This is a genomic window from Amycolatopsis thermalba (assembly GCF_023376025.1).
Lineage (GTDB): Bacteria > Actinomycetota > Actinomycetes > Mycobacteriales > Pseudonocardiaceae > Amycolatopsis_E > Amycolatopsis_E thermalba.
Window position 1 is genome coordinate 6375162 of record NZ_CP091196.1, and the last position, 24876, is coordinate 6400037.

The window sequence follows — 24876 nt, forward strand, 5'->3', positions numbered from 1 at the left end:
CAACGAACTTCGTGGATTGTGCTCGCGTGCCCGCGACCGTCCACCATGCTGGAGCCTGGGAGCGATGACGACAACCTCCGACCGCCAGATCACCGCCGTGGTCAGCGATTTCCTTGACGCCCAAAAGGAAACGATCGTCGCGCAGTGGGCTGCCTCACCGTTCTTCCGCTCCGTGGCGCAGGATTCCGACCAGGCCGCCGGCGACAGCGCCGAGGTCCTGCGCGGGGTGCGCCGGGCCATCGCGGCCGGTGACGCGGACAGCCCGGCCGCCGAGGGCTTCAACGACCTGCGTTCGCTGCTCACCGCGCTCGCCTCGCAGCTGGACGGCAACGAGGGCGTGAGCGCGCGCACCGCCGTCGAGGTGAGCGACCTCAAGAAGCCGCTGCTGCGCCTGTGGCAGCAGGAGGCCGATGCGGACCTGCTCACCGCGGGCGCCTTGCTGCTCTCCAGCGCTGTGGACACCCTGCGGATCGTGCTCGTCGAGTCCGCGCTGGCCGCGGCCAAGGAGACCCTGGCCATCCAGCGCGACCAGCTGACCGAGCTGTCCACCCCGGTCATCAAGCTGTGGGACGGCGTGCTGGCCATCCCGCTGATCGGCACCCTGGACAGCATGCGCAGCCAGGTCGCCACCGAGAGCCTGCTGCAGGCGATCATGACCCAGCAGGCCAAGGTCGCGATCCTGGACATCACCGGCGTGCCGACGGTGGACACGATGGTGGCCCAGCACCTGCTCAAGACCGCGATGGCGGCCCGGCTGATGGGTGCCGAGTGCGTGATCAGCGGCATCCGCCCGCAGATCGCGAACACGATGGTGCAGCTGGGCATCGACCTCGGCGAGGTCGCCACCCGGGCGCGGCTGGCCGACGCGCTGGCCTACGCCCTGAGGCGGCTGGGCCTGGAGGTCGGGTCGTCCGCGGGACCGGGCGTGGTCTGATGGCGGGCGTCCCCATCGTCAACCTGAGCGGTGTGCTGCTGGTCACCATTCAGGAGGAGCTCCTCGACCAGTCGGTGGCCGAGTTCGAGGCCGAACTCACCGAGAAGGTCGTGGAGACCCGCGCCCGGGGCGTGCTCATCGACGTGTCCGTGCTGGACATCATCGACTCGTTCCTCGCCCGCACCCTGCACGACATCGCCGCCATCACGTCGCTGATGGCGGCGCGCACCGTCGTGGTCGGCATGCGGCCGGCCGTGGCGATCACCCTGGTCGAACTCGGCCTGACCCTGCCCGGCCTGCTCACCGCGCTCTCCGTCGAGGAGGGTCTCTCGCTTCTCGCCCCGCCGGCGGGGCCCGTGCGGACGGCGCTGCGGTGACACGCGCGCCTTCGACGAGCACGGTCGCCATCCACGACGAGTACGACATCGTGCATGTGCGGCACGCCGCCCGGGAGGCGGCGTCCACCGCGGGGTTCAGCCTCGTGCAGCAGACCAAGCTGGTCACCGCCGCCAGTGAACTGGCCCGCAACGCCCTGGTCTACGGGGGCGGCGGGCAGGCGGAAGTCGCCGTCGAGGACCTCGGCGGCAACCCGACCGTGCGGATGACCTTCACGGACAAGGGTCCGGGCATCCCGGACGTGGAGGCGGCCATGGCGGACGGGTTCACCACCGGTTCCGGCCTCGGCCTGGGCCTGGGCGGCGCCAAGCGGCTGGCCGACCAGTTCCGGATCGAGTCCGTGCCCGGCCGCGGGACCAGGGTGGAGATCAGCATGTCCGTCCGCCGGAACACCGGCCCGTGACCCGCGACGACCTGGTCGTGACCGAACCGAGCCACGTCGGCCGCGCCCGGGTGATCGCCGCGTCGGCCGCCGCCCGCGCCGGGCTGCCCCTGGACCGGGTGCACCGGGTGTCGCTGGCCGCCACCGAGCTGGCCTCCAACCTGCTCAAACACGCCGGGCGCGGGGTGTTCAGCGTGGTGCCCGCGCTGGGCAGGCTGGACGTGCTCGCGGTCGACTGCGGACCGGGAATCGGCCGGATCGAGGACAGCATGCGCGACGGCTACTCGACCACCGGCACCCTCGGCGGCGGCCTCGGCGCGGTGCGCCGCGCGGCGGACGTGTTCGACGTCTACAGCCGCCGTGGCCAGGGCACCTCGGTGCTCGCGCGGTGGCACGGGGAGCCGTCGCCGGTGCCCGGCGGGCTGCGGATCGGCAGCGCGATCCTCACCGCTCCGGGCGAATCGGAATGCGGCGACCGCTGGACGGCGCTGACCGCGGACGATAGCGTGACCATCGCGCTGAGTGACGGCTTGGGCCACGGCCAGTTAGCGGCCAGGGCCAGTGACGCGGCGATCTCCACCGTCGCGGCACACACCGAGCTGCGGCCGGCTCGTATCCTGGAGCTGATGCAGCCGTCCCTCGCTTCCACCCGCGGCGCGACCGTGGCCGTCGCGCAGCTGACACCGGCGGAGGGGCGCATGCGGTTCTGCGGGGTGGGCAACGTGTCCACCCGGTTCTACCCGGACCAGGACACGTCCGTGCAGCGCATCGTGTCCCGCCACGGCATCGTCGGCGTCGCCGCCCGGCCGCGGCCCTCCGATTCGGTGTACCCGTGGTCGCCCCGCAGCTGGCTGGTCCTGCACACCGACGGCATCTCGGACAAGTGGAGCAGCAGCGACTGGCCCGGGCTGTTCAACCACGACCCGGCCACCGTCGCCGGCTGGATCCTGGGCCAGCGCGGCCGCGGGCGGGACGACGCGTGCGTGGTGGTCGTCGCGGGAGGTGGCGCACGGTGACGGAGGCCACCACCGAGGATCTGCTGCGCGAGCTGCGCGAGACCATCGCCCGGCAGGAACGGGAGCTGCGGCTGCACCAGTCGGAGCTGGAACAGACCAACGCGGGCCTGCTGGCCCTGCACGCCGAGGTGGAGCTGCAGCGCCAGCGCTCGGCGTTCCTGGACGAGGTCAGCCGCAGCGTGTCCGCCTCGCTGCGCGGCCGGGAGGTCGTGGAGGCCCTGGTCGGGCTCATCGAGCGGGAGAACCTGGCCGACTGCGCCGGCGTGTGGCTGGTGACCAGCGAGAACCGCGCCCTCAGGCGGCTGCCCCGGCCGGAGAGCGCGCCGGACGCGGACGTGAAGCGGGTCGCCACCGGGCACCAGCCGCACATCGAGCCGAAGCGGCTGCTGCTGCCCCTGACGGTCGGCCCGCACCTGCTCGGCGTGCTCGAGCTGCACCGGGACAGCGAGTTCACCGGCGACGAGGTGTCCTTCCTCACCGCGGTCGCCGCGCGGTCCGCGGTCGGCCTGCGCAACGCCGGCGAGTACGAGCGGGAGCGCGAGCTGGCCGAGCGGCTGCAGCACGCGATGCTGCCCACCCTGAGCGCCCCGGACGACCTGGAGCTGTGCGCGCGGTACCGGCCGGCCGCGACCGGGGTGAACATCGGCGGCGACTGGTTCGACGCGTTCACCCGGGCCGACGGCACGATGGTGCTCACCGTGGGGGACGTCACCGGGCACGGTCTCGACGCCGCCGTGGTGATGGGGAAGCTGCAGAACGCGCTGCGCGCCTACACCGCCGAGGGGCACGGCCCGGCGGAGGCGCTGCGGCTGGCCCACCACCTGCTGCGCGGCCTGGACAGCACGCTGTTCGCCACCGCCGTGGTCGCCGACCTGGAACTGGACACGGGCCGGATGCGCTGGGCCAGCGCCGGGCACCTGCCGATGCTGACCTGCGGCGCGGACGGGGTCCGGTACCTGGAGCGGCCGAACGCGCCGATGCTGGGTGTGCCGTTCGCGTTCGACATCGCCGAGTACGAGGAGACCATCGCCCCGGGCAGTGACCTGCTGCTCTACACCGACGGTCTGGTGGAGCGGCGGGCCGAGGTCCTCGACGACGGACTGGACCGGCTGACCGGCGCGTTCGCCGGCGTCGCCGCGCTGCCCACGGACGAGGCGGGCGACCGGATCCTGTCCGAGATGCTGGGCGAGGACGAGCACGACGACGACGTGTGCCTGCTGCTGTGCCGCTGGTCGGCGCAGCCGGAGGGACGGTCCCCGCGCGGCGCGCGGCACCTGCCCGCGCACCGCTGAGCGGTCACCGCGGGAGGGCGAACTCGGCCCACACCCACTTGCCCTCCGCGCCGGTCTCGTAGCCCCAGGACTCGCTGAGCGCGTCGACGATCACCAGGCCGTTGCCGCGCACCGAGTCCTGGCCGACCGGTCGCGGCACCGGGACGTGCGTGTCCTCGTCCCACACGCGCAGCACCACCCGGTCGTCGTTCTGCCGCAGCACCACGGTGACCTCGCCGCGCCCGTGCTCGACGGCGTTGGTGACCAGTTCGGACGTGGCGAGCACGATGTCCTCCCGGGTGTCCGGCGGCACCTCCCACGCCCGCAGCGCCGAGGTGGCGAAGTCCCTGGCCCGACCAGCCGCCGGTGCCTCCTCCGGCAACCGCGTCACGGCCCGCCGCCACTCGGACGGCCTGCTGCGGTGCTGCGTCGGTCGGCGCGCGCCGTCGGTCCTCACAGTGTCCTCCCGCCAGCGGTCCTTGCTCGCGTATCGGCTGTGTCGGAGGTTCCCCGGAGGTGGCCGGTTAACCACTTTCCGCCCCGATCCTCACCCGCCGTGCATCCCGGTTAGGATCGGCGGACGGTTGAGCCGCCAGCCTGTTGCCGTGGCGGCTATCCCGGTACCGGTGCAGCTTCCTTGTGGTCCGCCGACGGCAGGACGCGGTGAACGACGACAGTAGGAGGTATCTCGGGTGACCACCGAGTTGCGTGTCACGCGTCGCCTCGTCGACGGTGCCATCGTGGTGTCCGCCGCGGGCGACGTGGATCTGACCAGCGCGCCGGACCTGGACAGCGCGGTGCAGTCCGCCTGCGCCGACACCCAGCCGCCGGGGCCGGTGGTGGTCGACCTGTCCGAGGTGACCTTCCTGGGGTCGATCGGGCTGAGCTTGCTGGTCAACGCGCAGCAGAAGTGCGAGGAGAACTCGGTGGAGCTGCGGGTGGTGGCCACCAGCCGGGCCGTGCTGCGGCCGCTGCAGGTCACCCGGCTCGACGAGCAGCTGCGGATCACGTCGTCGGTGGACGAGGCCGTGGCGCCGCCCGCGACCGAAGCGAGCTGATTGCCCCGGCTCGCGCGGGGTACTCGCTGCCGGTGGACCGAGCCGGGGAGCGAGACATGATCGTGGTGAGCAAGCGGATTCCCGTCCCGCCCGAAAAGGTGTTCGCCGTCCTCGCCGACGGCTGGACCTACGCGGGCTGGGTGGTCGGCGCCGCCCACATCCGGCAGGTGGACGGCCACTGGCCGCAGGTGGGTTCCCGGATTCACCACAGTGTCGGGCCGTGGCCGGTGAGCGTGCAGGACGTGAGTTGTGTGCTCGCGGTCGAGGAGAACGAGCTCCTCGAACTGGAGGCCCGCATGTGGCCGATGGGCGCCGCGAAGATCACGCTGACCCTGACCCCGGACACCGAGGGCGGCACCGAGGTCCAGATGGCGGAGAAGCTGGTGCGGGGCCCGCTGAGCGTGTTCCCGGAGCCGGTCCAGGCCGGGCTGCTGGCGCCGCGGAACACCGAAAGCCTCAACCGCCTGGCCGACATCGCCACGAACCGCTGACGGCGCGCTCGTCGCTTCACCGGCCTCACGAGTAGATCGCCCGGTGGGCTGCCTTGATCATCCCCCCGTACAGCCCGCCCACCAGCCCGTTCCGGGCCAGCGCCGCCCGGGCCGCGTTCGCTCCCGGGGCGCCGTGCACGGCCCCACCGGGATGAGCCGAGGCGCCCGCCAGGTACAACCGGTCGACGGGCGTGTCCGCCCTGGCCAGCCCGGGCACCGGCCGGAACACGAACTGCTGGTGGATCGCCGCGGTGCCGGCGTTGATCGCGCCCTCCGCGAGGCTCGCGTTGTGCGCCTCCAGCTCGCCCGGCCCCTGCACGCACCGCCCCTGGATCAGGCTCGTGAAACCGGGCGCTCGCTGCTCGACGATCTCCTGCATCCGGTCGGCGTACCGCTCCAGCCTGCTCCGGTCCCACTTCTCGCCCCGGGGGACGTGCGTGTACGCCCACACCGACTCCGTTCCCGCGGGCGAGCGGGACGGATCGGTCGTCGTCATCTGGCCGAGCAGCAGGAACGGCCGCTCGGGCACCCGGCCGCGGGCCAGGTCCGCGCCGTAGGCGGTCAGCCCGTCGAGATCGGCGTCCAGGTGCACCACGCCCGACCGGCGCGCCTGCTCGGCCGTCCACGGGATCGTCCCGGACAGGGCCCAGTCGACCTTGATCGTGGCGTTGTCCCACTGGAACCGGTCCAGGTCGGACACCAGCCGCGCGGGCAGGTGTTCCTCCCCGACCAGCTCCCGGTACAGCGCCGGCGCCGGCACGTCCGCCAGCACCGCCCGCCTGGCCCGGACCGGTTCGCCGTGCTCGTCCCGCACGCCCATCGCCCGGTTGCCGGCGACGAGCACGTTCCGCACCCGGCGGTTGCACTCGACCCGGCCGCCGCGGTCGGCCAGGCGGCGGACGAGGGCGGTGACGATCCGGTCCGCGCCGCCTTCCGGCACCGGGAACCCCACGTCCTGCCCGGCCATCCCCAGCAGCCACCCGAACACACCGCTGCCGGCGTTGTCCGGGCCGAGGTCGGTGTGCAGGGCGTTGCCGGCGAACAGCAGCCGCGCGCCTTCGCCGTCGAACAGTTCCTCGCCGAGGCGCCGCACCGGCAGCGTCACCATCCGGACGAGCCGGAGGGCTTCCGCGACTCCGATCTTCCGCACCAGCTTCGACGCCGACCGCACCGGCGGAAACGGGCGCAGGACCGATTCCAGCAGGTCGTGCCGCACGCGCTGCCACTGGTCGAACGCGTCGCGCCAGGCGTCGCCGTCCGCGGCGGCGAAGGCCGCGACCGAGGCGGCCGTCTCGTCGAGGTCCCGGGACAGCGCCACGGCCCGGTCGTCGGGCAGGACGTGCGCGAGCACCAGCGGCGCGTGCTGCCACACCAGGCCGTAGGAGTCCAGGCCGAGTTCCCGCAGCACCGGCGACGCGTAGCCGAGCGGGTAGAACGCGCTGTACAGGTCGCTGAGGAACCCGGGCGCGGTGATCTCGGCGCTGCGCACCGCCCCGCCCGGCTCCGGCTCGGCCTCGAGCACGAGCACGCTCCAGCCGGCGTCGGCGAGCACGTTCGCCGCCACGAGCCCGTTCTGACCCGCGCCCACGACGACCGCGTCGACAGTTTCGGTCACGAGGCTCCCTTCTAGGCCTGCGTCTGGCGGCTGGGCCGGCCCAGCCTGATCCCAGCCAACCGCTCCAGCCACGATTCCGCAGCGCGCGGCGCCAGCGGCCCGCTGCCGGTGCCGCTGCCGTCGCGCATGCCGGCGACCAGTTCGGCGAGCGCCTCCTTCGCGTCGTGGCGGGGTTCCCAGCCCAGCTGGGCGCGGGCGCGGGTGGTGTCGATCAGCGGCGCCTGGTCGGCGAGGGTGAGCCAGCCCGGGTGCATCGGCTGCAGCCCGAGCCGCCAGGTCGGCAGGGCGAGGCCGGTGACCAGCCGGCGCGGCACCGGCACCCGGAAGCCGCCGAACAGCTCGGCGAGGTCGTGGACGCCGAGGACGGGTTCGGCGGCGAGGTTGAAGGCGCCCTCCGCGTGGTGGTCGAGCATGAGGCAGATGGCGTCGGCGACGTCGGCGGCGTGCACGGCCTGGACGCGCAGACCGTCCCACAGCGGCACCGGGAGCAGGCGGTTGCCGATCACCGCGGGCGGCAGGAGGGGGCTCAGGGTCCAGCGCGCGAGCTGGCCGCCGGAGTCGTACTGGGCGACGGCGCACGGCCGGAACACCGCGACGCGGACGTCCGGGTGCTGGCGGGCGAACAGTTCGACGAGTCGTTCGAGGCGGGCCTTGTCGCGGCTGTAGGCGCTGCCGGGGACGCCGGTGCGGGGCCAGTCCTCGGCGACGCGGGTCCAGCGCGGGGCGGGCGTGTAGGCGGCGACGGAGGAGGCGCAGACGAGCCGGGGAACCCCGGCGCCGGCGACGGCTGCCAGGACCTCCTGGGAGCCCTCGATGTTGGTCCGGTTGCGCGGCGGCTCGTCCACGGCGGGGTGGATGGCCCAGGCGAGGTGGACGACGGCGTCCGCCCCGGCGAAGACCTTCGGCAGGAGGTCCGGGGCGTCGTCGGAGTCGAGGTCGCAGGGGACCCAGTGGGCGCGGTCGTAGGGTGGACGGCCGTCCGGGACGCGCCGCGCCAGCCCGACGACCTCCCAGTCCGGCCTGCGGGCGGCCGCGCGCAGGAACGCGGTGCCGAGACTGCCGGACGCCCCGGTGACGACGACCTTCATGGCGGACGTGTTCCACCCGGGCGCGCCGGCTAACCCCGGGTACCGGAACTTCTCCGCGCCATGGGCGCGGCGCGTGTGCCCTCGGCAAAGCGGGCGCGCGGAGCCGCCACCATCCGAACCGGGCGGCGCAGCGGGCGCGGCGCCCCATCCGGGGCGCGTAGCCTCACCCGCCTCAGCCCTCCCACGGACCGGGCGCGGACAGCCGCCCCCCAGCCGGGGCGGCGCCCCAGGGTCAGTCCTCCGGCAGTGTGGGTGCCCCGGGTGTCGCCACCGTGGCGAGGCGCGTGCGGATCGCTCGGTGGGCGTAGTCGTAGCGGGATGGGTCGTCGTGCAGGAGGGCGTCTTCCGCGGCCGCCCGGGTGAGCGCGTCCAGCTCGAAGGCCAGCTGCCCGGCGTCCACGTCCGCGGCGATCTCGCCCATCTCCTGCGCCTCGGCGATCGTCGTGCGGTAGAGGGTCTGCCAGTCGCGCCGGCCGGCGGCTATCGCGTCGCGTACGCGGCCCGGGCGCGCGTCGAACTCGGCCGCCGTCGCGATGAAGAAACACCCGCCCTCGAACACCGGCTGCCGCACGTACGCCAGCCACGCCTCGGCCAGCGCCCACACCCGCCGGATCCCCGCCGGGGCCTTCCGCGCGGGCTTCACGACCTTGCCCACGAACACCTCGATCGCCGCGCGCACCGTGGCCAGCTGCAGCTCTTCCTTCGACCCGAACTGCGCGAACACCCCGCTCTTGCTCACGTCCAGCTCGGTCGCCAGCCGCCGCACGGACAGGCTCTCCAGCCCCTCCACCGACGCGATGTCCATCGCCCGGTCCAGGATCACCCGCCGCGACCGCAGCCCGCGCTGCACCCGCTTGTCGACACGCGCTTCCGCCACCCGGCCAGTCTATCCCGGACGACCGTCCACTGCTGAGCGGTTCCCGCCGCCGCGTTGCCCGCTCGACCAGGCGAAACTCAGCGTACAGCCGTCCACCAGGCCAACGAGCGAGATGTCCGGAGGACCTCACCGCGGTGCTCCTGGTGCGGTCCACAGAGGACTAATCGCCCGAACCCGGTTCGGCCATCCGGCGGTGCATCGCCGCCTTCACGGTGTCCGGCACGGCGCGCGCGGCCGCGGCCTGGACCTTGTTGCGCGCCGAACCGGCGATCACCTTGTCCTTGCCCGCCATCATCGCCGCGAACCCCTGCTCGGCGACCTCCGCCGGATCGTCCTTGGGGCCCTGCGCGATCTTGGTGTCGGTCATCCCGGCGCGCTCGAAGAACTCGGTGTCCGTCGGCCCCGGCAGCAACGCCGTGACCGTCACCCCGCTGTCCTTCAGCTCCTCGCGCAGCGCCTCGGCGAACGACGCCAGGAAAGCCTTCGTCGCGTTGTACACGGCCTGGAACGGGCCGGGAGTCATCGCCGCGACCGACGAGGTGAACAGCACCCGCCCCGCGGCCTGCTCGACCATCCCCGGCAGCAGGCGCCGGGTCAGGTGCACCGCCGAGGTCACGTTCAGGTGGATCACGTTCAGCTCGTCCCGCAGCGTCCCGTCGACGAAGGCGCCGCCCACCCCGACCCCGGCGTTGACGGCCAGCGCGGCCAGCGGGCGGTCCACCGACGCCACCGCGGCGACCAGGTTCTCGACTCCGTCGTAACTCGCGAGATCGCCCCGCACGGCCAGTACCTGCGCCCCGAGCGCCATCAGCTCGCGCTGGGCGTCGTCGAGTTCCGCGTTCTCCGCGGCGATCACGAGGTCGTAGCCGTGCGAGGCGAACTGCTTCGCCAGCTCGCGGCCGATCCCGGTGGAGGCACCGGTGACGACCGCCAGCGGTCTCGTCAGTGCGTTGGTCATGCCGGGCGGTTACCCCGATCCGGACCGCCCACTCGGGTCACGCGTTGCCGCGCGCCGCGCTGATGTCACCGAGCGCCGATGACGGGTCGCGCTCGATCGCGGCGTCACCGACCGACACGACACCCACCGGCTGGTCGTGGTCGACCACCGCGATCCGCCGCACGGCGTGCTGCCGCATCCGCTGGACGGCGGCGTCGGCCGGCTCCTCCGGGCTCGCGGTGACCAGCTCGCCGCTGCACACCTCGCCCAGCGTGCAGCTCGCCGGGTCGTCCTTGTCCGCCAGCGCGCGAACCACCAAATCGCGATCGGTCACGATGCCGGCCAGCCGGTCGCCGTCGCGGACCAGGACGTTGCCGATGTCCTTCTCCCGCATGGCTTGCGCGGCCTGCCGCACCGGGGTGTCCGCGGACAGCGTCACCGGGTTGCGGGTCATCACGTCGCGCACGAGCTGCGCCATGGTTTTCCGACCTCCTCGCAGTGGGTTGTCATCCCTTCCCCCGATGCCGTTCCCCGATCGGGGCCGCCGAAACCGGCTACCGTGGACGAGAGCACTTCACCGGAGCAGGAGGACGCGCCCGTGACCGACGCCTGGCACCGCCCGTTGCGGCACATCAAGGGCAGCGAGCTGACCGGCGACACCGCGCAGACCAGCGGGATGCGCCGTCTGGAGGCCGTGTCCGGCAAGACCGCGGGCTCGGAGAAGGTCTGGATGGGCGAGACGCACGTGGGCCCGCACACCAATTCCGGTGACCACCACCACGGTGAGGCCGAGACGGCGATCTACGTGAAGTCCGGGCACCCGGTGTTCGTGTTCGCCGATGGCGACGAAGAGATCCGGCTGGAGACCGAGCCAGGCGACTACGTCTTCGTGCCACCGTGGGTTCCGCACCGCGAGGAGAATCCCGGCGACGAGGACGCGGTCGTGATCATCGCCCGCAGCAGCCAGGACGGCATCGTGGTCAACCTGCCCAGCCTCTGGTCTCCGGTGGACGAACCGGATTCCTGAGCCGAGCCGGCTCAACCCCACTTCTCCGGGCTCTGTTGGGCGCCACCCCGGCGCCACGTATGATCCTCGCCAGCGTCAAGCAGCCGGCGCCCGCGCCGTCCGAACGGCGGACGGCACCACAGAGGCGAAGGGCTTGACGATGAACGAACTCCGGCGGATACATCCGCGCTCATCCGCAGTGGGAAGGCTCCGGTTCTGATCCTCCCCGGATCCCGGATCACCCACCCCATCACGGCACCCGTCCCCCGCTCGCTGCCCGCGCGGCGGTCCGGCGGCATGCCGGGCAGCGCACACGCGGAGAGAACCGACACATGACCAGACCCGAGCGGCCCGCGCCACTGGCCAGACTCGACGACGTCACCCTCGCACTGGAGAACCTGCGCGTCGGCCTCGACGACGAGGAGCCCCTCGACGCGGTACTGCGGCGGCTCGCCGAAACCGCGGTGAACGCGATCGCGGACGCCGACGCGGTCAGCGTCACCCTGCTCGACGACGCCGGCCCGCGCACCGCCGCCATCACCGACGACGAGCTGATCGGGATCGACCAGGCCCAGTACGCGGCGGGCGACGGACCGTGCCTGCTCGCCGTCACCACGCGCGAACCGGTCCGCGCGATGTCCAAACCGGACAGTGAGGGCTGGGCCGAGTTCGCCGCCGCCGCACAGGATCGCGGGGTCCTGACGTTCCTCGCCGTGCCGTTGCTGCTCGGCAGCGGCACCCGCGACGGCGACGAGCTGGTCGGTTCGCTGAACCTGTACAGCCGGATCGACGGCGCCTTCGACCCGTTCGACCAGAAGCTGATGCGGTTGTTCACCGGCGCCGCCTCCGCGGCCATCAGCAACGCGCGGCGCTGGTACCACGCGCGCCAGCAGATCCGGCACCTGGAGAACGCGCTCACCTCGCGGGCCGAGATCGACCAGGCCAAGGGGGTGCTGATGGCGGTGCACGGCATCAGCGCGGCCGAGGCGTTCGACCGGCTGGTGGACCAGTCGCAGCGGCAGAACATCAAACTCCGCCAGGTGGCCATCGATCTGCTGGAATCCGTGCGGTCACGCTGAGCCCCGGTCAGCCGCGGCGCATGGCGACCCGGGGCCACCGGTCCAGCCCGCGGGCGGCCTCCCGCGCGCGGATCCGGCGCAGCCCCGGCGTCAGCTCGTCCCCGGCCAGCCGCACGAAGCCGCACCGCTCGTAGTACGGCGCGTTCCACGGCACCTCCGCGAACGTGGTCAGCGTGAGCGCGGGGAAACCCGCCCGCGCGGCCTCCTCGATCAGCGCCCGCCCGATGCCGCGCCGCGCGACGGCGGCGTGCACCGACACCTGCTCGATGTGCAGCGCCCCGTCCACCGGCTCCGCGACCAGGTACGCCACCGGCTCCGGGTCGGCGGCCACCCAGGCGAACGGGTAGCGCGCCAGCTCCTCCGGCGCGGGCAGCTCGTCGTCGGCGATCTCGGGCATCCCGACGTCGCGGAAGCACTCCCCCGCCGAGCGTTCGATCTCCGGCAGCCGGTCGAAATCGGCCGCGGTGGCCGTCCTGATGCGCATGGCGACCAGTGTGACCGGGTATCGCCAGATCGATGACACGAATTTTGTCCCCCTGGTCCTGGTTCTCGCGGGCGCTGCGCTTCCCCGGGCGCGAGCGCGAGGCGATCGTGCAGGCGCTGAAGATGGCGCTCGCCGCGGTGCTCGCCTGGCTCGTCGCGCGCCTGGTGATCCCGTCGCCGCAGTCGTTCATCGCGCCGTACGCCGCGGTGTTCCTGATGACCGCCACCGTCTACCGCTCGCTGACCAACGCCGCGCAGCAGACGGCCGCGCTGCTGCTCGGGCTGGCCGTCGCCTACGCCGCGGCCCACCTGATCCCGCAGCCGGTGCTGGCGCTCGCGGCCGCGGTGTTCGTCGGGATGCTGCTCGGCCAGTGGCACCGGTTCGGCAGCAGCGGGATCTGGGTCGGGGTGACCGCGTTGCTGATGATCTCCTACGGCACCGCAGGGAACCTGCTCTACCTGGCCGAACGCATGGCCGAGAGCGTCCTCGGCGCGGCGATCGGGCTCGCGGTGAACACGGTGATCCTGCCGCCGGTCCACCTCCGGCACACCCGCGACGCGGTGACCGCGCTCGCCGCCGAGGTGCGCGACCTGCTGCGCTCGATCGCGGGCGACCTGCGCGACGAGTGGGACTCCGACACGGCGTCCCGGTGGCTGCGGCACGCCCGGCGTCTCGATTCGACGGTGCGGAAGGCCGACGAGGCGGTCAGCTGGGGGCGGGAGAGCGTGCGGTTCAACATCCGCTGGCTGGTGCACCGCCGCCGCGGCCGCAGCCCCCTGCCCTCGTCCTTCGAGTCGCCGCTGAGCGTGCTCACAGAAGTCTCCGAGCAGGTGAAACGCATCACCGAGGCGCTGCTCACGGCGGCGCAGCAGGACGAGGCCGACCGCGAGTTCACCCCCGGGTACGCGCGGCTGCTCGGCCAGCTGGCGGGGGCCGTCGCGTGCCTGGACCAGACCGACGACCGGCTCACCGATCTGCCCGGCTACCTGGACGAGCTGGCCGCGCGCCACCGCGAGCTGGACGGCCGGGTGCGGCTCGACCAGGTCACGACGGTGACCCGGCAGGCCGAGGACGCCGCGCTGCTCGCGGTGGCCCGCTCGATGCGCGTGCTGGAGACGGCCGCACCGCGGTGATCACCGTCCGGCGAGCAGTTCCTCCAGCTCGCCCAGCACGTCGTCCACCGACACCGTCGCCACGAAGGAATCGTCGTGCGCGCAGCGGGGCAGGTCCTCGCGCGTGCAGTCCACGCCGCACACCGGGCAGTTCGACATCCACGAGATCAGCACCCGGTGCCGCGACCGGCCGAGCGGCCCGGCGTTGACCACGTTGCCCATCCAGTACACGCTGACCGTCGGCGCGCCGACCGCCGCCGCCAGGTGCCGCGGCCCGCTGTCGTTGCCGGCGAACGCCGAGCACCGGTCCAGCACCCCGACCAGCGCGGACATGCTCAGCGACGTCAGCGGCCGCACCGGCGGCCCGGCCATCCCGGCCACCCGCTCCACCAGCTCACGCTCGTCGGGCGCCCCGATCACCACCACTCCCCGGCCGCTCGCCGCGAGCTTGGCCGCGATCTCGGCGAACCGCTCCGCGGGCCACCGCCGGCGCGGGTCACCGGCCCCGGGGTGCACCACGACCAGCGGCTCCGGCAGCCCGTCGAGCGCCGGAGCCGCCGCCGCGCGGTCCGCGTCGGTCACCACGATCGACGGCTCCAGCTCCACCGGCCGCGCCCCGGCCAGCCCGACGACCTCCAGCGCCCGCAGCACCTCGTGCTGGTAGTAGCGGAACGGCAGCCACCGGTCCGCCTCCGCCGCGTCCGGGGTCCGCGCGCCGACCAGGTACCGCGGTTCCAGCTTGCGCAGAAAGGGATTCGAGTTCCGCCCGCCGCCGTGCAGCTGCACCGCCAGGTCGACCGGCTTCAGCGCGTCGAACCACGCCCGCTGCTCGGCCTCGTCGAACGGCTGGCCCGCGGGCTCGTGCACGTTCTCGTACGGCGGCAGCGGCCGCACCTCCGTCACCGGCGACGGGCGCCCGGCGAACAGCTCACGGTGCAGTTCCGTGCCCAGCAACACGATCTCGGCGTCCGGGTAGGCGCCGCGCAGCGCGGCCATCGCCGGCACCGCGAACAGCAGGTCCCCCAGACCACCGCCGCGCAGCACGGCGATCCTGCGCACATCCGGCCACTTCGCTTCGATCGGGCCGACGGCCGGCCCAAGCTCCGAGTTCACCACGCCCGCAAGGTGCCCGTTTCCGCAGGCAGCAAACAGAAATGTTTCGCAGCCCAAGATCCGGCTACTGGTGGAGCAGGAGAAGAAGCGGAGGTGGACATGGCAGGCGAGACCAAGGACGTGGCCCCCATCACGCCGGACCTCGTCCGGCTGCTGTCGGAGACCGCGCCCACGGTCGTGGTGCTCGGCGACGCGATCCTGGACGTGTGGCTGTCCGGCCACTGCGAACGCATCTGCCGCGAGGCCCCGGCGCCCGTCGTCGACGTGGGGGCGCGTGCCCTGTCGCCGGGCGGGGCGGCGAACACCGCGGCGAACCTGGCCGCGCTGGGCGCGCGGGTCCGGTTCGTCAGCGTCGTCGGCGACGACGAACCCGGCCGGGAACTGGCCGCGCTGCTGGACTCCCACGGCGTCGACACGGCGAACCTGCTCACCGCACCGGCGCGGCGCAGCATCAGCAAGCAGCGCGTGGTCGCCGACGACCAGGTGATGCTGCGCTTCGACGAGGGCGACCGCGACGACCTGCCCGCGGTCCAGACGAACCGCCTCACCCAGGCGCTGGAAAAGTCGCTGGCCGGCGCGGACGCGCTCATGGTGTGCGACTACGGCAACGGCCTGCTCGGCAAGCCCCTGCGGGACGCGGTGGCGCGGCTGCGCGCGGACATCCCGCTGCTGGTCGTCGACGCGCACGACTTCGAGCACTGGCAGCAGGCCCGCCCCGACCTCGTCACGCCCAACGCCGCCGAGGCCGCGCACCTGCTCGGCGCCGAGCTGCCCGAACCGGGCGAGGAGCGGGCGCGCCTGTTCGAAGACGAGCGGCGGACGCTGCTCGACAAGACCGGCGCGGCGGCCGCGGTCGTGACCATGGACCGGCACGGCGCGATGTTGCTCACCGGCGAGGGCCGCGGCTACCGCACGTGGGCCGATCCCGCGCCGGAAAGCCAGGCCAGCGGCGCCGGGGACACGTTCGCGGCCGCGCTCGTGCTGACCCGGGCCGCGGGCCTGCCGACCACGAGCTGCATGGAGCTGGCGCAGGCGGCGGCGAACGTCGTGGTGCACAAGGACGGCACGGCGATCTGCACGCCCGCCGAGCTTTCCCTGGCGCTGAGCCGGGAACGCGAGGCCGCGGTGCCCGCCGGCGAACTCGCCCGCGCCGTCGCCGCACACCGCGAGGCCGGGCGGCGGGTCGTGTTCACCAACGGCTGCTTCGACGTGCTGCACCGCGGGCACATCACCTACCTCAACGAGGCCAAGCGGCTCGGGGACGTGCTGATCGTCGCGGTCAACTCCGACGAGAGCGTGCGCCGGCTCAAGGGCGCGGACCGGCCGGTGAACACGGCGCAGGACCGCGCGGCCGTGCTGTCCGCGCTCAGCTGTGTGGACCACGTCGCGGTGTTCGAAGAGGACACCCCGATCGAGTTGCTGAAGCTCCTCGAGCCGCAGCTCTACGTCAAGGGCGGCGACTACACGGAGAACATGCTGCCCGAGGCGCCGACCGTGCGCGCCTACGGTGGCGAGGTCCGCGTGCTCGGCTACGTCGCGGACCATTCGACGACATCGGTCATCGAGAAGATCCGGACCTCGGCCCCGGTCGGGGAGGGCGCGTGAGGGTCGACGTCCTCATCCCGACGCGCGAGCGGCCCGCCGAGCTGGCCGTGACGCTGTCCGGCCTGGCCGCGCAGGACTTCCCGGACTTCGCCGTGCACGTGGCCGACCAGTCCGATGGGGACGCGTCCTACGACTCCCCACCGGTCCAGGCGATGGTGCGGGTGCTGCGGCACCGCGGGCACCCGGTGCACCTGAGCCGGAACCTGCCCCGGCGCGGGCTGGCACAGCAGCGGAACCACCTGCTGGACCAGTCCAAAGCGGACTACGTGCTGTTCCTGGACGACGACGTGTGGCTCGAACCCGGGGCGATCACCCGCCTGCACTCGGCGATCACCGAGCTGGGCTGCGGCATGGTCGGCAACGCCGTCACCGGACTGTCCTACCTGGACGATCGGCGGCCGGACGAGCTGGAGCCGTACGAGGAGTGGGAGGGCAGCCCCGAGCCGGAGCAGATCACGCCCGGCACGCGCGAATGGCAGCGCTGGACCCTGCACAACGCGGCCAACCCGACGCACCTGTCGGAGCGGGTGTGGCACCGTCCGAAGTGGACAGCCTACAAGGTGGCCTGGGTCGGCGGCTGCGCGATGTTCGACCGCGAGGCGCTGGTGAACGTCGGCGGGTTCGAGTTCTGGCAGCAGCTGCCCCCGGAGCACTGCGGTGAGGACGTGCTGGCCCAGATGAAGGTCGCGGCCAAGTACGGGGCGGCGGGCATCCTGCCCACCGGCGCCGTGCACCTGGAGTCACCGACCACGGTGGTGAACCGGGACACCGAAGCCTACGACGTCGTTCCCCCGTGAGGATCATGAGCGAGCCCGTTTCCGAGCAGCGCCTCCGGCTCCGCGACGCATTCCTGAGCCGGGCGGCGGACGAACTCTTCAAACACGACGAGCGGTTGCGTGGCCTCGACCTCGGGGTCCGCTTCGACCGCGGCGTGGCGCACCTGACCGGCGAGGTCGGCGAACGCGCGCACCTGGACACCGCGCGCGAGCTGATCGGGCGGCTGGACGGGGTGTTCGCCGTGTGGGACCGCGTGCGGGTCGGCGGGCGGGACCCGCTGATCCTGGACCTGGGCTGCGGCGGGCAGAAGCAGTACCCGGGCAACCTGGGCGTGGACCTGGTGACCACCCGCGAGGTGGACGTGGTGGCCGACCTGTCCGGGCCGCTGCCGTTCGCGGACTCGTGCGCGGACCGGGTGTTCCTGGTGCACATCCTGGAGCACCTGATCGACTTCCTGCCGCTGGTGGACGAGGTGCACCGGGTGCTGCGGCCGGACGGCATCGCCTACGTGCTGTCCCCGTGGTGGCGCTACGTGAACGCGGTGGCCGATCCGACGCACGTGCGGCTGCTGGACGTGCAGACGATCAAGGGCATCTGCCGGCGGCCGGGGTCGTCGCGCACGTGGTTCCCGCTGCACGCGGGCTGCGACGGGGCGAGCATCTTCGCCGAGCTGCGGCCGGTCAAGGACGGTTCGGCGGAGGAACCGGACGCGGGACACATGTCCCGATTCTTCGACTGAGTGACCTGACTCGCACCGGCGCCCTCCCGTCGGCGGGGGTGGACCGCGCGATGCCTACCGTGACCCGCATGACGACCCACAGGATTCCGGCGGGTGCGATCAACCTGTGGCCGGAGCAGCCCGAGAGCACGACCCGGACCGGCGGCACCGAGAACCGCGGGCTGGTGTGGTCGGCGCTCTGGCAGCACGACGAGACCGAGCAACCCACCTCCGACGCGCAGTCCTGAGCGCCGCGTCCCGCCCTGGCCTGGTCCGTGGCCGGGGCGCGGGCAGGTGGCGCATCAGGGACGCGGACGGTTCGGTTGACGGCTGGCGCGGTTCACCCCCGGCCGCGACCCTCTTCGGCTGCGGCTCAGCGGTAGGGATCGGTGATCTCGCACAGCTTCTCCAGCGTCTCCCGCAGCTGGGTCAACCGCCGCTTGCCCACGTGCTTCTCCCACTCGGCCTCGATCCGGGCTATCTCGGCTTCCGCGTGCGGTACCGCCTCGCGGGCCTTGTCCGTGCCGTGGATCAGGCGCGCCCGGCCGTCGCGCGGGTCCGGCATCCGCTGCACGTACCCGGCCCGCTCCAGCTGGTCGACCAGGAACCCGGCGGTCTGCTTGGTCACCTGCGCCGCCTCGGCCAGCTCCGTCAACCGGCTGCCGCCCGGGTTGAGCCGCTGCAACAACCGCGCCTGCGCGAGCGTCAGGTCGAACCCCGCGGCGCGGATCGCGTCCATCACCCGGTTCTCCAGGTGCCGGTACGGGATGTAGAGCAGCAGTCCGGTGTTCACGCCCGCTCCTTGACGATAGTCAGAGGCTTTGATTAAAGTAGTCAGACTATCTTACCACTTTCGGGCGAGGTTCCCATGGACCACAACGACAAGTGGCTGGCGATCGACGCGGAGCGCACGCGGCTGGCCGACCTCTTCGAATCCCTGACCGACGCCGAGCGGGCCCACCCGTCGCTGTGTGACGACTGGACCGTCCACGACGTCGTGACGCACGTGGCGCTGGCCCCCTACCTCAGCGTCGGCGCCGCCCTCAAGGCGGCGATCCGGGCACGCGGCAGCTTCAACCGCATGGTCCACGACCTGACCAAGCGGGAGGCGGCGCGGCACTCACCGGCCGAGGTGGTGGACATGCTGCGGGGCGCGATCGGCGTCCGCCGTCTCGCGCCCCGGCAGTCCCTCGACAACGCGCTGATGGACGTGCACGTCCACACGCAGGACATCGCGATGCCGCTCGGCAGGCGCCTGCCGATGCCTGCCGACGCGGCGGTCGCGGCCGCGGACCACCTGTGGGACATCGGTTTCCCGTTCCACGCCCGCAAACGCCTGGCCGGCCACCGTCTCATCGCAACGGACGCCGACTGGAGCGCGGGCGAGGGCGCGGAGGTCCGCGGTCCGATCCAGGCCCTGGTCATGCTGCTGGCCGGCCGCACCGCGACCATCCCGCAGCTGACCGGGATCTAGGCGGCGCGGTTCTCCCGGCCGCGCTCGACGGCGGTGAGCCCCCAGCCGAGCGCGATCATGCCGACCCCCAGGGCCAGGTGCAGCCAGTTGTCGGCGTTGTTGAGCGGGACGAAGTTCGCGCCGCTGTTCTGGTCGATCACCAGCCCGTAGACCCACAGCAGCAGGTACACGAAGCCGCCCAGCACCAGGAAGCCGCGCGCGCCGCCCGGCGTGCGGGCCAGTGCCAGGCCGACGATGCCGAACAGCAGGTGCACGAGGTTGTGCAGGATGGACACCGCGAAGACACCCAGCAGCATCGCGCGGGAGTGGTGGCCGGCGAAGGTGAGGTCACCGTAGTTCGTCGTGATGCCCGGGATGAACCCGAGGATCCCGACCAGCAGGAACACGGCGGCGACGATGGTGGCCGCGGCCTGCACCGGCCTGCGAGCCGTGGTCGCGGTTGCGGAACGCCCGGTCATGACTACTCCTTAGGGACGAAGTGACCCCCGGATAGCCCCCCCGCAACGTTTCGAAACCAGTTCACGCGCGGCGGCGGACGAGATTCATCGCGACGAGACCCGGCACGACCTGGCCGTCCTGGTTGAGCAGCTCGCCGCGGGTGTGGACGAGCCCGCGGTCCGCCTTGGAGCGCGACGCCCGCGCCGACAAGGCTGGCGTTGCGGGAGCGGTAGTGGTCGGCGAATCTGCAGGCCCGCGGTGTGCCGGCCGCTGGCGATGAGCCCGCCGAACGGCCCCGCGCTCGCCCACTCCGGCCCGGAGCGCTGGGGCACGTCAGCGAACGACCGGGCGGTGGCTCGTTCCGACAGCACTACCCCTGGCCGCAACCCGCGGCCCGCCCCGCCCGGCGTGGACGAGCCCGTGGTCCGCCTTGGAGTGCGACGCCCGCGCCGACAGGATGGTGGCGCGCAGCCGCAGCGAGCCCGGCCGCACCGGCGCGGGCAGGCGCAGCCGTCCACGCCGGGCGAAGCGAGGCTGGCGTTGCGGGAGCGGTAGTGGTCGGCGAATCTGCAGGCCCGCGGTGTGCCAGCCGCGCTGGCGATGAGCCCGCCGAACGGCCCGCGCTCGCCCACTCCGGCTCGGGGCGCTGGGGCGCACGTCAGCGAACGCCCGGGCGGTGGCTCGTTCCGACAGCACTACCCCTGGCCGCAACCCGCGGCCCGCCCGCACGCATCGACAGCCCCAGGCGTAGCTCACCCGCAGGCCCCCGGGCCGCCGTTCACCCCGCCGCGGCCTGCCATCCGGCCGGGAACGGGCTCAGCGCACCGGCCGTCCGCCGGTACCCCGGGTCAGCGGGCGGGGCTGCTCAGCGCGTGCGCGGCCGCCAGCGCCTCCGCCGTCTCCGCGGCCATCCGTCGCACGTCGAAGTCCTCGACGGCCTTCTCCCGGGCCGCGCGGGACAGCTTCCGCCGCAGCGCCACGTCCGTGCTCACCCGGTCCAGCGCGTCCGCCAGGGCTCGCGCGTCCCCGGGTGGGACGATCATCGCCGCGCCGGCCAGCTCCGCCACCGTCTCCCCGACGGCCGTCGTCACGCAGGGCAACCCGTGCGCCATCGCCTCCAGCACCGCCAGCGACAACGTGTCCCGCCGCGACGGCAGGCAGAACACGTCCAGCCCGCGCAGGAAAGCGCTCACATCGCGCAACCGCCCCAGGAAGCGCACCGGCAGCCCGCGCGCCCGCTCCGCCAGGTCCCGCCCGTCCCCGGCGACCAGCACCCGCACCTCGCGCCCCCGCCGCCGCAGCGCCGCCACCGCGGGCAGCAGGTCCAGCCCCGTCACCCCGCCGATCGCGCCGATCACCACCGGTGTCCGGTCCGACGGGCCGACCGGCTCCGGCGGCACCTCCACACCCGGCCGGATGCGGGTCACCCGCTCGGCCGGCGTGCCCAGCTCCCGCAGCCTCGCCTCGACGATCCGCGACGGCGCCAGCGCACCGGCCAGCCGCCGGTAGCAGTCCCAGACCGCGCTCGACGCCGGCGCGCCGCCGGTGCGGTGCAGCGTCGCCACGGTCGGCGCGACGGCCTCCGCGGCCTGCAACGCGGCCAGGTTCGCCCCGGCGTCGGCCAGGTTGACGTGCACGACGTCCGGCGAAAGCGCTCGCAGCGCGTCCTCGATCTGCGGCGCCCACACGCTGCGCACCGCCGGCGCCACGATCTGCTTCGGCACCCGCTCCGGGAACGCGCCGGCGAGACCGTCGCCCACGACGATGCTCGGCGCCACCCACGGCGGCAGGAACCGCAGCAGCCGCCGGACGTAGACCTCCGCGCTGCCGAACACCTCGTTGTCCACCACCAGTGCCACGCTCAGGCGTCGCATCGCCACCTCACGTAGTCGGCATATCGGACAGTTACCCGTTCCGTGATCAGGCACACCTAACCGGCCGGTCAGCACCCTGACCGATCGGTTAGCATGGTCGTTGTGGAACACGTGACATGCTGTGTAGTAGGCGGGGGCCCGGCCGGGATGATGCTCAGCGTCCTGCTGGCCAGGGCCGGAGTCAAGGTGACCGTACTGGAGAAGCACGGGGATTTCCTGCGGGACTTCCGCGGGGACACCGTTCATCCGTCGACGCTGCGCCTGTTGGACGAGCTCGGCCTGGGCCAGAAGTTCGCGGCGGTGCCGGGCCCCGAACTGACCGAGATGCGGATGCGGGTCGCCGGCGAAACCGTGGTGGCGGCGAACTTCGGCCGCCTGCCGGGCCGGCACAAGCACATCAGGATGGTCCCCCAGTGGGACTTCCTGGACCTGCTGGCCTCCGCCGAGCCGCTGGACCTGCGCATGAACACCGAGGTCACCGGTCTGCGCCGGACGAACGGCCGGGTGACCGGCGTGACCTACCGGGACGCCGACGGCGAGGGTGAGCTGTCCGCGGACCTGGTGGTCGCGTGCGACGGCCGGGATTCCCTGGTGCGCCGGGAGGCCGGGCTGCGACCACTCGAATTCCCCCTGCCGATGGACGTGTGGCAGGTGCGGATTCCCGCGCCACCGCACGAAGAGCGCGACGGCCGGGTGTTCGGGGTGTTCGGGAACGGGCAGGTCGCGGTGACGATGGACCGCGGCGAGTACCACCAGACCTCGTACCTGATCCGCAAGGGCGAGGACGCCCAGCTGCGCGCCCGTGGCCTGGAGTGGTTCCGCGGACGGCTCGCCGAACTGTTCGGCTGGGACGCCGAGGTGCTGGCCGACATCCGGTCGTGGGACGACGTGAAGCTGCTCGAGACGTCGATGGGCCGGCTGCCGCAGTGGTACGTCGACGGCCTGCTGTGCCTGGGCGACGCCGCCCACACCATGTCGCCGGTGGGTGGGGTCGGGGTGAACCTCGCGATCCAGGACGCCGTCGCGGCCGCCCGGATCCTGGCCGGGCCGCTGTCTGCCGGCCGGGTGTCCACACAGGACCTGGCGAAGGTCCAAAAGCGACGCGAGTTCCCGACGCGGGTGGCGCAGCGGGCGCAGCTGGGCGAGCACGAGATGCTGCTCAAGCCCGCGCTCGACGGCACCCTGACCCGCGTGCCGCCGCCGCTGCGCGCGGTACAACGGATCCCGGCGCTCGCGGTGGTGGCCGCCTACCTCGGCGGGATCGGCGTGCGCCCGGAACGCGCACCCGCCTTCGCGCGGCGCTAGGTGTTGTGGCTTGTGAGGTTGTGGACGGCGTGTTGGGTTGATTGTGGGGAGGGCCTCGGGGCGGAGTGGGTGTTGTGACGCATCCACTACCAGCCCTGGAGGTCCTCGATGGGTCACGCTGACGCACGCACCACGGTGCATGCCCGGCAGTTGATCGTGCAGCGTTGGCTGACCGTTCCTCCCGCCCACATCACAGCCCCACCCGCCTGCCTGTACCGAAGCCGCGATCCTGGCGTTGCGTCAGCAGTGCCATCGGGGTGCGGTGTTCCTCGCTGGGCAGCTCGGGCTGGTGGCCTCCACCGTCGGTCGTGTCCTGCGCCGGCACCAGGCGCCACCCCTGTCCACGCTCGACCCGATCACCGGGATGCCGGTGCGGCGGCGGCATTCGTGCATCCGCTACGAACGCCGTTCCCCGGGCGAGCTGCTGCACATCGACATCAAGAAACTCGGGCGAGTGCCTGACGGCGGCGGCTGGCGGGTGCACGGCCGCAGCGAGCAGGTCCGCGGCCGCGGTATCGGCTACGACTACCTGCACGTCGCCCTCGACGACCACACCCGCCTGGCCTACGTCGAAGCCCTGCCCGACGAACGCGACACCGCCGCCGCCGCCTTCCTGCACCGCGCCGTGGCCTGGTTCCGCCACCACGGCATCACCGTGCTGCGAATCCCGACCGACAACGCCCTGGCCTATCGCCGAGGCACCTGCTGGGCCGCGGTCTGCACCGCCCTCGGGCTGCGCCGCCGCTACATCAAACCGGCTGCCCCTGGACCAACGGCACAGCCGAACGCTCCAACCGCACCCTGCTCACCGAATTCGCCCACGCCCAGCCCCGGACCTCCCACACCCACCGCCCGGCACCCTTGCCCGCCTGGATCCAGCACTACAACACTGAACGCGCACACTCCGCCCTAACAGGCCACCCACCCATCACCCGACCGCCCTGACCCTCCACAACGTGCCAGGTCACAACACCTAGCTGCCGGGCCTGCGCGGAGGCGGCCTGCCTTCCCGACCGCGGGGTGCGGCTGCTACGCCCGCCCTACCGCACCCCGCGCGCGCAAACCGGTCCAGCAACTGATCGAGCCGGGCCAACACGATCCCTGATCGCCTACGGCCGCGCCACCGCCTTCGCGCGGCGCTGGTTCCCGCACTGGTGTGAAAGGACCTTCCGGCGAGGTAGGCGAATGCGCCCCCGGCTAGGAGATCGCCGCCAGGACGAATCGCTCCAGCTCGTCGGCCGCCGCGTCCAGGTCCAGCTCGGGGTGCGCGAGCCAGTGCGACACCACGCCGTCGATCGCGCCGCCGATCGCCAGCGCGACCGTCCGAGTGTCGAACTCGCGCAGCTCCCCGGCGCGCTGCCCGTCCTCCAGCAGGCCGGCCAGCACCTGCCAGCGGCCGCCGGCGTCGTGCGAGCCGGGCGCCTTGAGCCTCGTCCCGTTCGCGTCGTCCAGCAGCACCTCGGTGATGAGCCGGACGTGCCGCCGGTGCGCCGACTGGTACCCGATCATCGCCCGCACGTAGGCCGTGACCGCGGACCGCGCGTCCGGCTGCCCGTCCACCCGGTCCCGCACGTAGTCGCCGAACTGCCGGAACACCTGCTCCAGCGCCGCCTGCGCGAGGTTCTCCTTCGACGAGAAGTGGTACAGCACCGCGGCCTTGGAGATGCCGGCCGCCTCGGCGATCGCGGACAGTGACGTGCCGCGGTAGCCCTTGCTGGAGATCAGGTCGATGGTGCACTCGATGATCTGCTCCCGGCGGGCACGCTCGGTGAAGGTCATGGGCCGGGACATGCCCCGATCCTAGAGGTTGCCCGCTCGCCCCGGGG

30 protein-coding genes and 1 pseudogene are annotated in these 24876 nt (G+C 72.9%); 18 read left to right on the plus strand and 13 right to left on the minus strand.

All coding sequences use genetic code 11. The annotated features are described in order from the left end of the window. Nucleotides 1-64 precede the first annotated feature (64 nt). The 5 genes from L1857_RS30895 to L1857_RS30915 are packed head-to-tail and all read left to right on the plus strand — an operon-like array spanning nt 65 to nt 4020. On the plus strand, nt 65-934 hold the full coding sequence (locus tag L1857_RS30895) for an STAS domain-containing protein (protein ID WP_116114964.1): 870 nt from the start codon (nt 65-67) through the stop codon (nt 932-934). Further along, the gene (locus L1857_RS30900) at nt 934-1311 is read left to right on the plus strand and encodes an STAS domain-containing protein (RefSeq protein WP_094006123.1); all 378 of its coding nucleotides are present in this window, start codon (nt 934-936) and stop codon (nt 1309-1311) included. Before L1857_RS30895 ends, L1857_RS30900 begins: the two co-directional genes overlap by 1 nt. Continuing rightward, complete coding sequence (locus L1857_RS30905; protein WP_094006122.1) at nt 1308-1733, plus strand: anti-sigma regulatory factor; 426 nt, start codon at nt 1308-1310, stop codon at nt 1731-1733. Before L1857_RS30900 ends, L1857_RS30905 begins: the two co-directional genes overlap by 4 nt. Then, nucleotides 1730-2728, plus strand: a complete 999-nt coding sequence (locus L1857_RS30910) for a SpoIIE family protein phosphatase (RefSeq protein ID WP_116114965.1) — start codon at nt 1730-1732, stop codon at nt 2726-2728. The genes L1857_RS30905 and L1857_RS30910 overlap by 4 nt, the downstream gene beginning before the upstream one ends. Continuing rightward, the gene (locus L1857_RS30915; RefSeq protein WP_094006120.1) at nt 2725-4020 is read left to right on the plus strand and encodes a PP2C family protein-serine/threonine phosphatase; all 1296 of its coding nucleotides are present in this window, start codon (nt 2725-2727) and stop codon (nt 4018-4020) included. Before L1857_RS30910 ends, L1857_RS30915 begins: the two co-directional genes overlap by 4 nt. 4 nt (nt 4021-4024) lie before the next feature. Here the strand turns inward: L1857_RS30915 and L1857_RS30920 are convergent, their stop codons facing one another. Next, entirely contained in the window at nt 4025-4456 is a 432-nt protein-coding gene (locus L1857_RS30920; RefSeq protein ID WP_094006119.1) for an ATP-binding protein, read from the minus strand. Between the two features lie 235 nt (nt 4457-4691). Here L1857_RS30920 and L1857_RS30925 point away from each other — a divergent pair, with 235 nt between their 5' ends. Both L1857_RS30925 and L1857_RS30930 read left to right on the plus strand, forming a co-directional pair. Continuing rightward, nucleotides 4692-5057: an STAS domain-containing protein gene (locus L1857_RS30925; RefSeq protein WP_094006118.1), complete on the plus strand. Its 366-nt coding sequence runs from the start codon at nt 4692-4694 to the stop codon at nt 5055-5057. Nucleotides 5058-5113: 56 nt separating this feature from the next. After that, nucleotides 5114-5548, plus strand: a complete 435-nt coding sequence (locus tag L1857_RS30930; RefSeq protein ID WP_094006117.1) for an SRPBCC family protein — start codon at nt 5114-5116, stop codon at nt 5546-5548. A gap of 25 nt (nt 5549-5573) precedes the next feature. Here L1857_RS30930 and L1857_RS30935 read toward each other — a convergent pair whose 3' ends face one another. The 5 genes from L1857_RS30935 to L1857_RS30955 form a co-directional block, all read right to left on the minus strand. Beyond that, entirely contained in the window at nt 5574-7163 is a 1590-nt protein-coding gene (locus tag L1857_RS30935; protein WP_116114357.1) for a phytoene desaturase family protein, read from the minus strand. Between the two features lie 11 nt (nt 7164-7174). Continuing rightward, nucleotides 7175-8251, minus strand: a complete 1077-nt coding sequence (locus L1857_RS30940) for an NAD-dependent epimerase/dehydratase family protein (protein ID WP_249467075.1) — start codon at nt 8249-8251, stop codon at nt 7175-7177. A 232-nt stretch (nt 8252-8483) separates the two neighbouring features. Then, nucleotides 8484-9128, minus strand: a complete 645-nt coding sequence (locus tag L1857_RS30945) for a TetR/AcrR family transcriptional regulator (protein WP_094006115.1) — start codon at nt 9126-9128, stop codon at nt 8484-8486. A gap of 160 nt (nt 9129-9288) precedes the next feature. Beyond that, nucleotides 9289-10086, minus strand: coding sequence for an SDR family NAD(P)-dependent oxidoreductase (locus tag L1857_RS30950; protein WP_116114353.1), 798 nt, complete (start codon nt 10084-10086; stop codon nt 9289-9291). Between the two features lie 37 nt (nt 10087-10123). Then, the gene (locus L1857_RS30955) at nt 10124-10543 is read right to left on the minus strand and encodes a CBS domain-containing protein (RefSeq protein WP_094006113.1); all 420 of its coding nucleotides are present in this window, start codon (nt 10541-10543) and stop codon (nt 10124-10126) included. A 120-nt stretch (nt 10544-10663) separates the two neighbouring features. On the opposite strand from L1857_RS30955, the gene L1857_RS30960 reads away from it, so the two are divergent. Further along, nucleotides 10664-11092, plus strand: a complete 429-nt coding sequence (locus tag L1857_RS30960; RefSeq protein ID WP_094006197.1) for a cupin domain-containing protein — start codon at nt 10664-10666, stop codon at nt 11090-11092. 311 nt (nt 11093-11403) lie between these two features. Further along, nucleotides 11404-12150, plus strand: coding sequence for a GAF and ANTAR domain-containing protein (locus L1857_RS30965; protein WP_116114351.1), 747 nt, complete (start codon nt 11404-11406; stop codon nt 12148-12150). 7 nt (nt 12151-12157) lie between these two features. Here the strand turns inward: L1857_RS30965 and L1857_RS30970 are convergent, their stop codons facing one another. Beyond that, nucleotides 12158-12634: a GNAT family N-acetyltransferase gene (locus tag L1857_RS30970; RefSeq protein ID WP_167481442.1), complete on the minus strand. Its 477-nt coding sequence runs from the start codon at nt 12632-12634 to the stop codon at nt 12158-12160. A gap of 32 nt (nt 12635-12666) precedes the next feature. On the opposite strand from L1857_RS30970, the gene L1857_RS30975 reads away from it, so the two are divergent. Then, nucleotides 12667-13767, plus strand: a complete 1101-nt coding sequence (locus L1857_RS30975; RefSeq protein ID WP_116114349.1) for an FUSC family protein — start codon at nt 12667-12669, stop codon at nt 13765-13767. Here L1857_RS30975 and L1857_RS30980 read toward each other — a convergent pair whose 3' ends face one another. Next, a complete protein-coding gene (locus tag L1857_RS30980; RefSeq protein WP_249467078.1) occupies nt 13768-14805 on the minus strand; it encodes a glycosyltransferase family 9 protein in 1038 nt (345 codons plus the stop codon). Nucleotides 14806-14958: 153 nt separating this feature from the next. Between L1857_RS30980 and rfaE2 the strand changes: the two genes are divergently transcribed. The 4 genes from rfaE2 (at nt 14959) to L1857_RS31000 (ending at nt 18207) form a co-directional block, all read left to right on the plus strand. After that, nucleotides 14959-16464 (plus strand): D-glycero-beta-D-manno-heptose 1-phosphate adenylyltransferase, encoded by a 1506-nt coding sequence (rfaE2, locus tag L1857_RS30985; protein ID WP_249467081.1) that lies wholly within the window; start codon nt 14959-14961, stop codon nt 16462-16464. Next, the gene (locus L1857_RS30990) at nt 16461-17261 is read left to right on the plus strand and encodes a glycosyltransferase family 2 protein (protein WP_116114345.1); all 801 of its coding nucleotides are present in this window, start codon (nt 16461-16463) and stop codon (nt 17259-17261) included. Before rfaE2 ends, L1857_RS30990 begins: the two co-directional genes overlap by 4 nt. A gap of 5 nt (nt 17262-17266) precedes the next feature. Beyond that, the gene (locus L1857_RS30995; RefSeq protein WP_116114343.1) at nt 17267-17980 is read left to right on the plus strand and encodes a methyltransferase domain-containing protein; all 714 of its coding nucleotides are present in this window, start codon (nt 17267-17269) and stop codon (nt 17978-17980) included. Nucleotides 17981-18048: 68 nt separating this feature from the next. Beyond that, on the plus strand, nt 18049-18207 hold the full coding sequence (locus tag L1857_RS31000) for a hypothetical protein (protein ID WP_167481443.1): 159 nt from the start codon (nt 18049-18051) through the stop codon (nt 18205-18207). A 125-nt stretch (nt 18208-18332) separates the two neighbouring features. Here L1857_RS31000 and L1857_RS31005 read toward each other — a convergent pair whose 3' ends face one another. After that, a complete protein-coding gene (locus L1857_RS31005; RefSeq protein ID WP_094006107.1) occupies nt 18333-18752 on the minus strand; it encodes a MarR family winged helix-turn-helix transcriptional regulator in 420 nt (139 codons plus the stop codon). Nucleotides 18753-18827: 75 nt separating this feature from the next. On the opposite strand from L1857_RS31005, the gene L1857_RS31010 reads away from it, so the two are divergent. Further along, on the plus strand, nt 18828-19433 hold the full coding sequence (locus L1857_RS31010; RefSeq protein ID WP_116114341.1) for a maleylpyruvate isomerase family mycothiol-dependent enzyme: 606 nt from the start codon (nt 18828-18830) through the stop codon (nt 19431-19433). On the opposite strand, the gene L1857_RS31015 is transcribed toward L1857_RS31010, so the two are convergent. From L1857_RS31015 to L1857_RS31020, 3 genes are all read right to left on the minus strand, one after another. Further along, nucleotides 19430-19891, minus strand: a complete 462-nt coding sequence (locus L1857_RS31015; RefSeq protein ID WP_094006105.1) for a DUF4383 domain-containing protein — start codon at nt 19889-19891, stop codon at nt 19430-19432. The genes L1857_RS31010 and L1857_RS31015 overlap by 4 nt on opposite strands. 61 nt (nt 19892-19952) lie before the next feature. Further along, nucleotides 19953-20081 carry a hotdog family protein gene (locus L1857_RS35505; protein ID WP_275895931.1) on the minus strand — a complete coding sequence of 43 codons (129 nt, stop codon included), beginning with the start codon at nt 20079-20081 and terminating at the stop codon, nt 19953-19955. A 638-nt stretch (nt 20082-20719) separates the two neighbouring features. Further along, nucleotides 20720-21745 (minus strand): glycosyltransferase family 4 protein, encoded by a 1026-nt coding sequence (locus tag L1857_RS31020; protein ID WP_249467084.1) that lies wholly within the window; start codon nt 21743-21745, stop codon nt 20720-20722. 102 nt (nt 21746-21847) lie between these two features. Here L1857_RS31020 and L1857_RS31025 point away from each other — a divergent pair, with 102 nt between their 5' ends. From L1857_RS31025 to L1857_RS35845, 3 genes and pseudogenes are all read left to right on the plus strand, one after another. Further along, nucleotides 21848-23050 carry an FAD-dependent oxidoreductase gene (locus L1857_RS31025; RefSeq protein ID WP_240323417.1) on the plus strand — a complete coding sequence of 401 codons (1203 nt, stop codon included), beginning with the start codon at nt 21848-21850 and terminating at the stop codon, nt 23048-23050. A 364-nt stretch (nt 23051-23414) separates the two neighbouring features. After that, nucleotides 23415-23804: pseudogene (locus L1857_RS35840) on the plus strand (DDE-type integrase/transposase/recombinase); the annotation flags it as partial. Between the two features lie 47 nt (nt 23805-23851). Beyond that, nucleotides 23852-23995: an integrase core domain-containing protein gene (locus tag L1857_RS35845; RefSeq protein WP_429728441.1), complete on the plus strand. Its 144-nt coding sequence runs from the start codon at nt 23852-23854 to the stop codon at nt 23993-23995. Between the two features lie 252 nt (nt 23996-24247). Here L1857_RS35845 and L1857_RS31035 read toward each other — a convergent pair whose 3' ends face one another. Further along, on the minus strand, nt 24248-24841 hold the full coding sequence (locus tag L1857_RS31035; protein ID WP_249467087.1) for a TetR/AcrR family transcriptional regulator: 594 nt from the start codon (nt 24839-24841) through the stop codon (nt 24248-24250). Nucleotides 24842-24876: the final 35 nt, after the last annotated feature.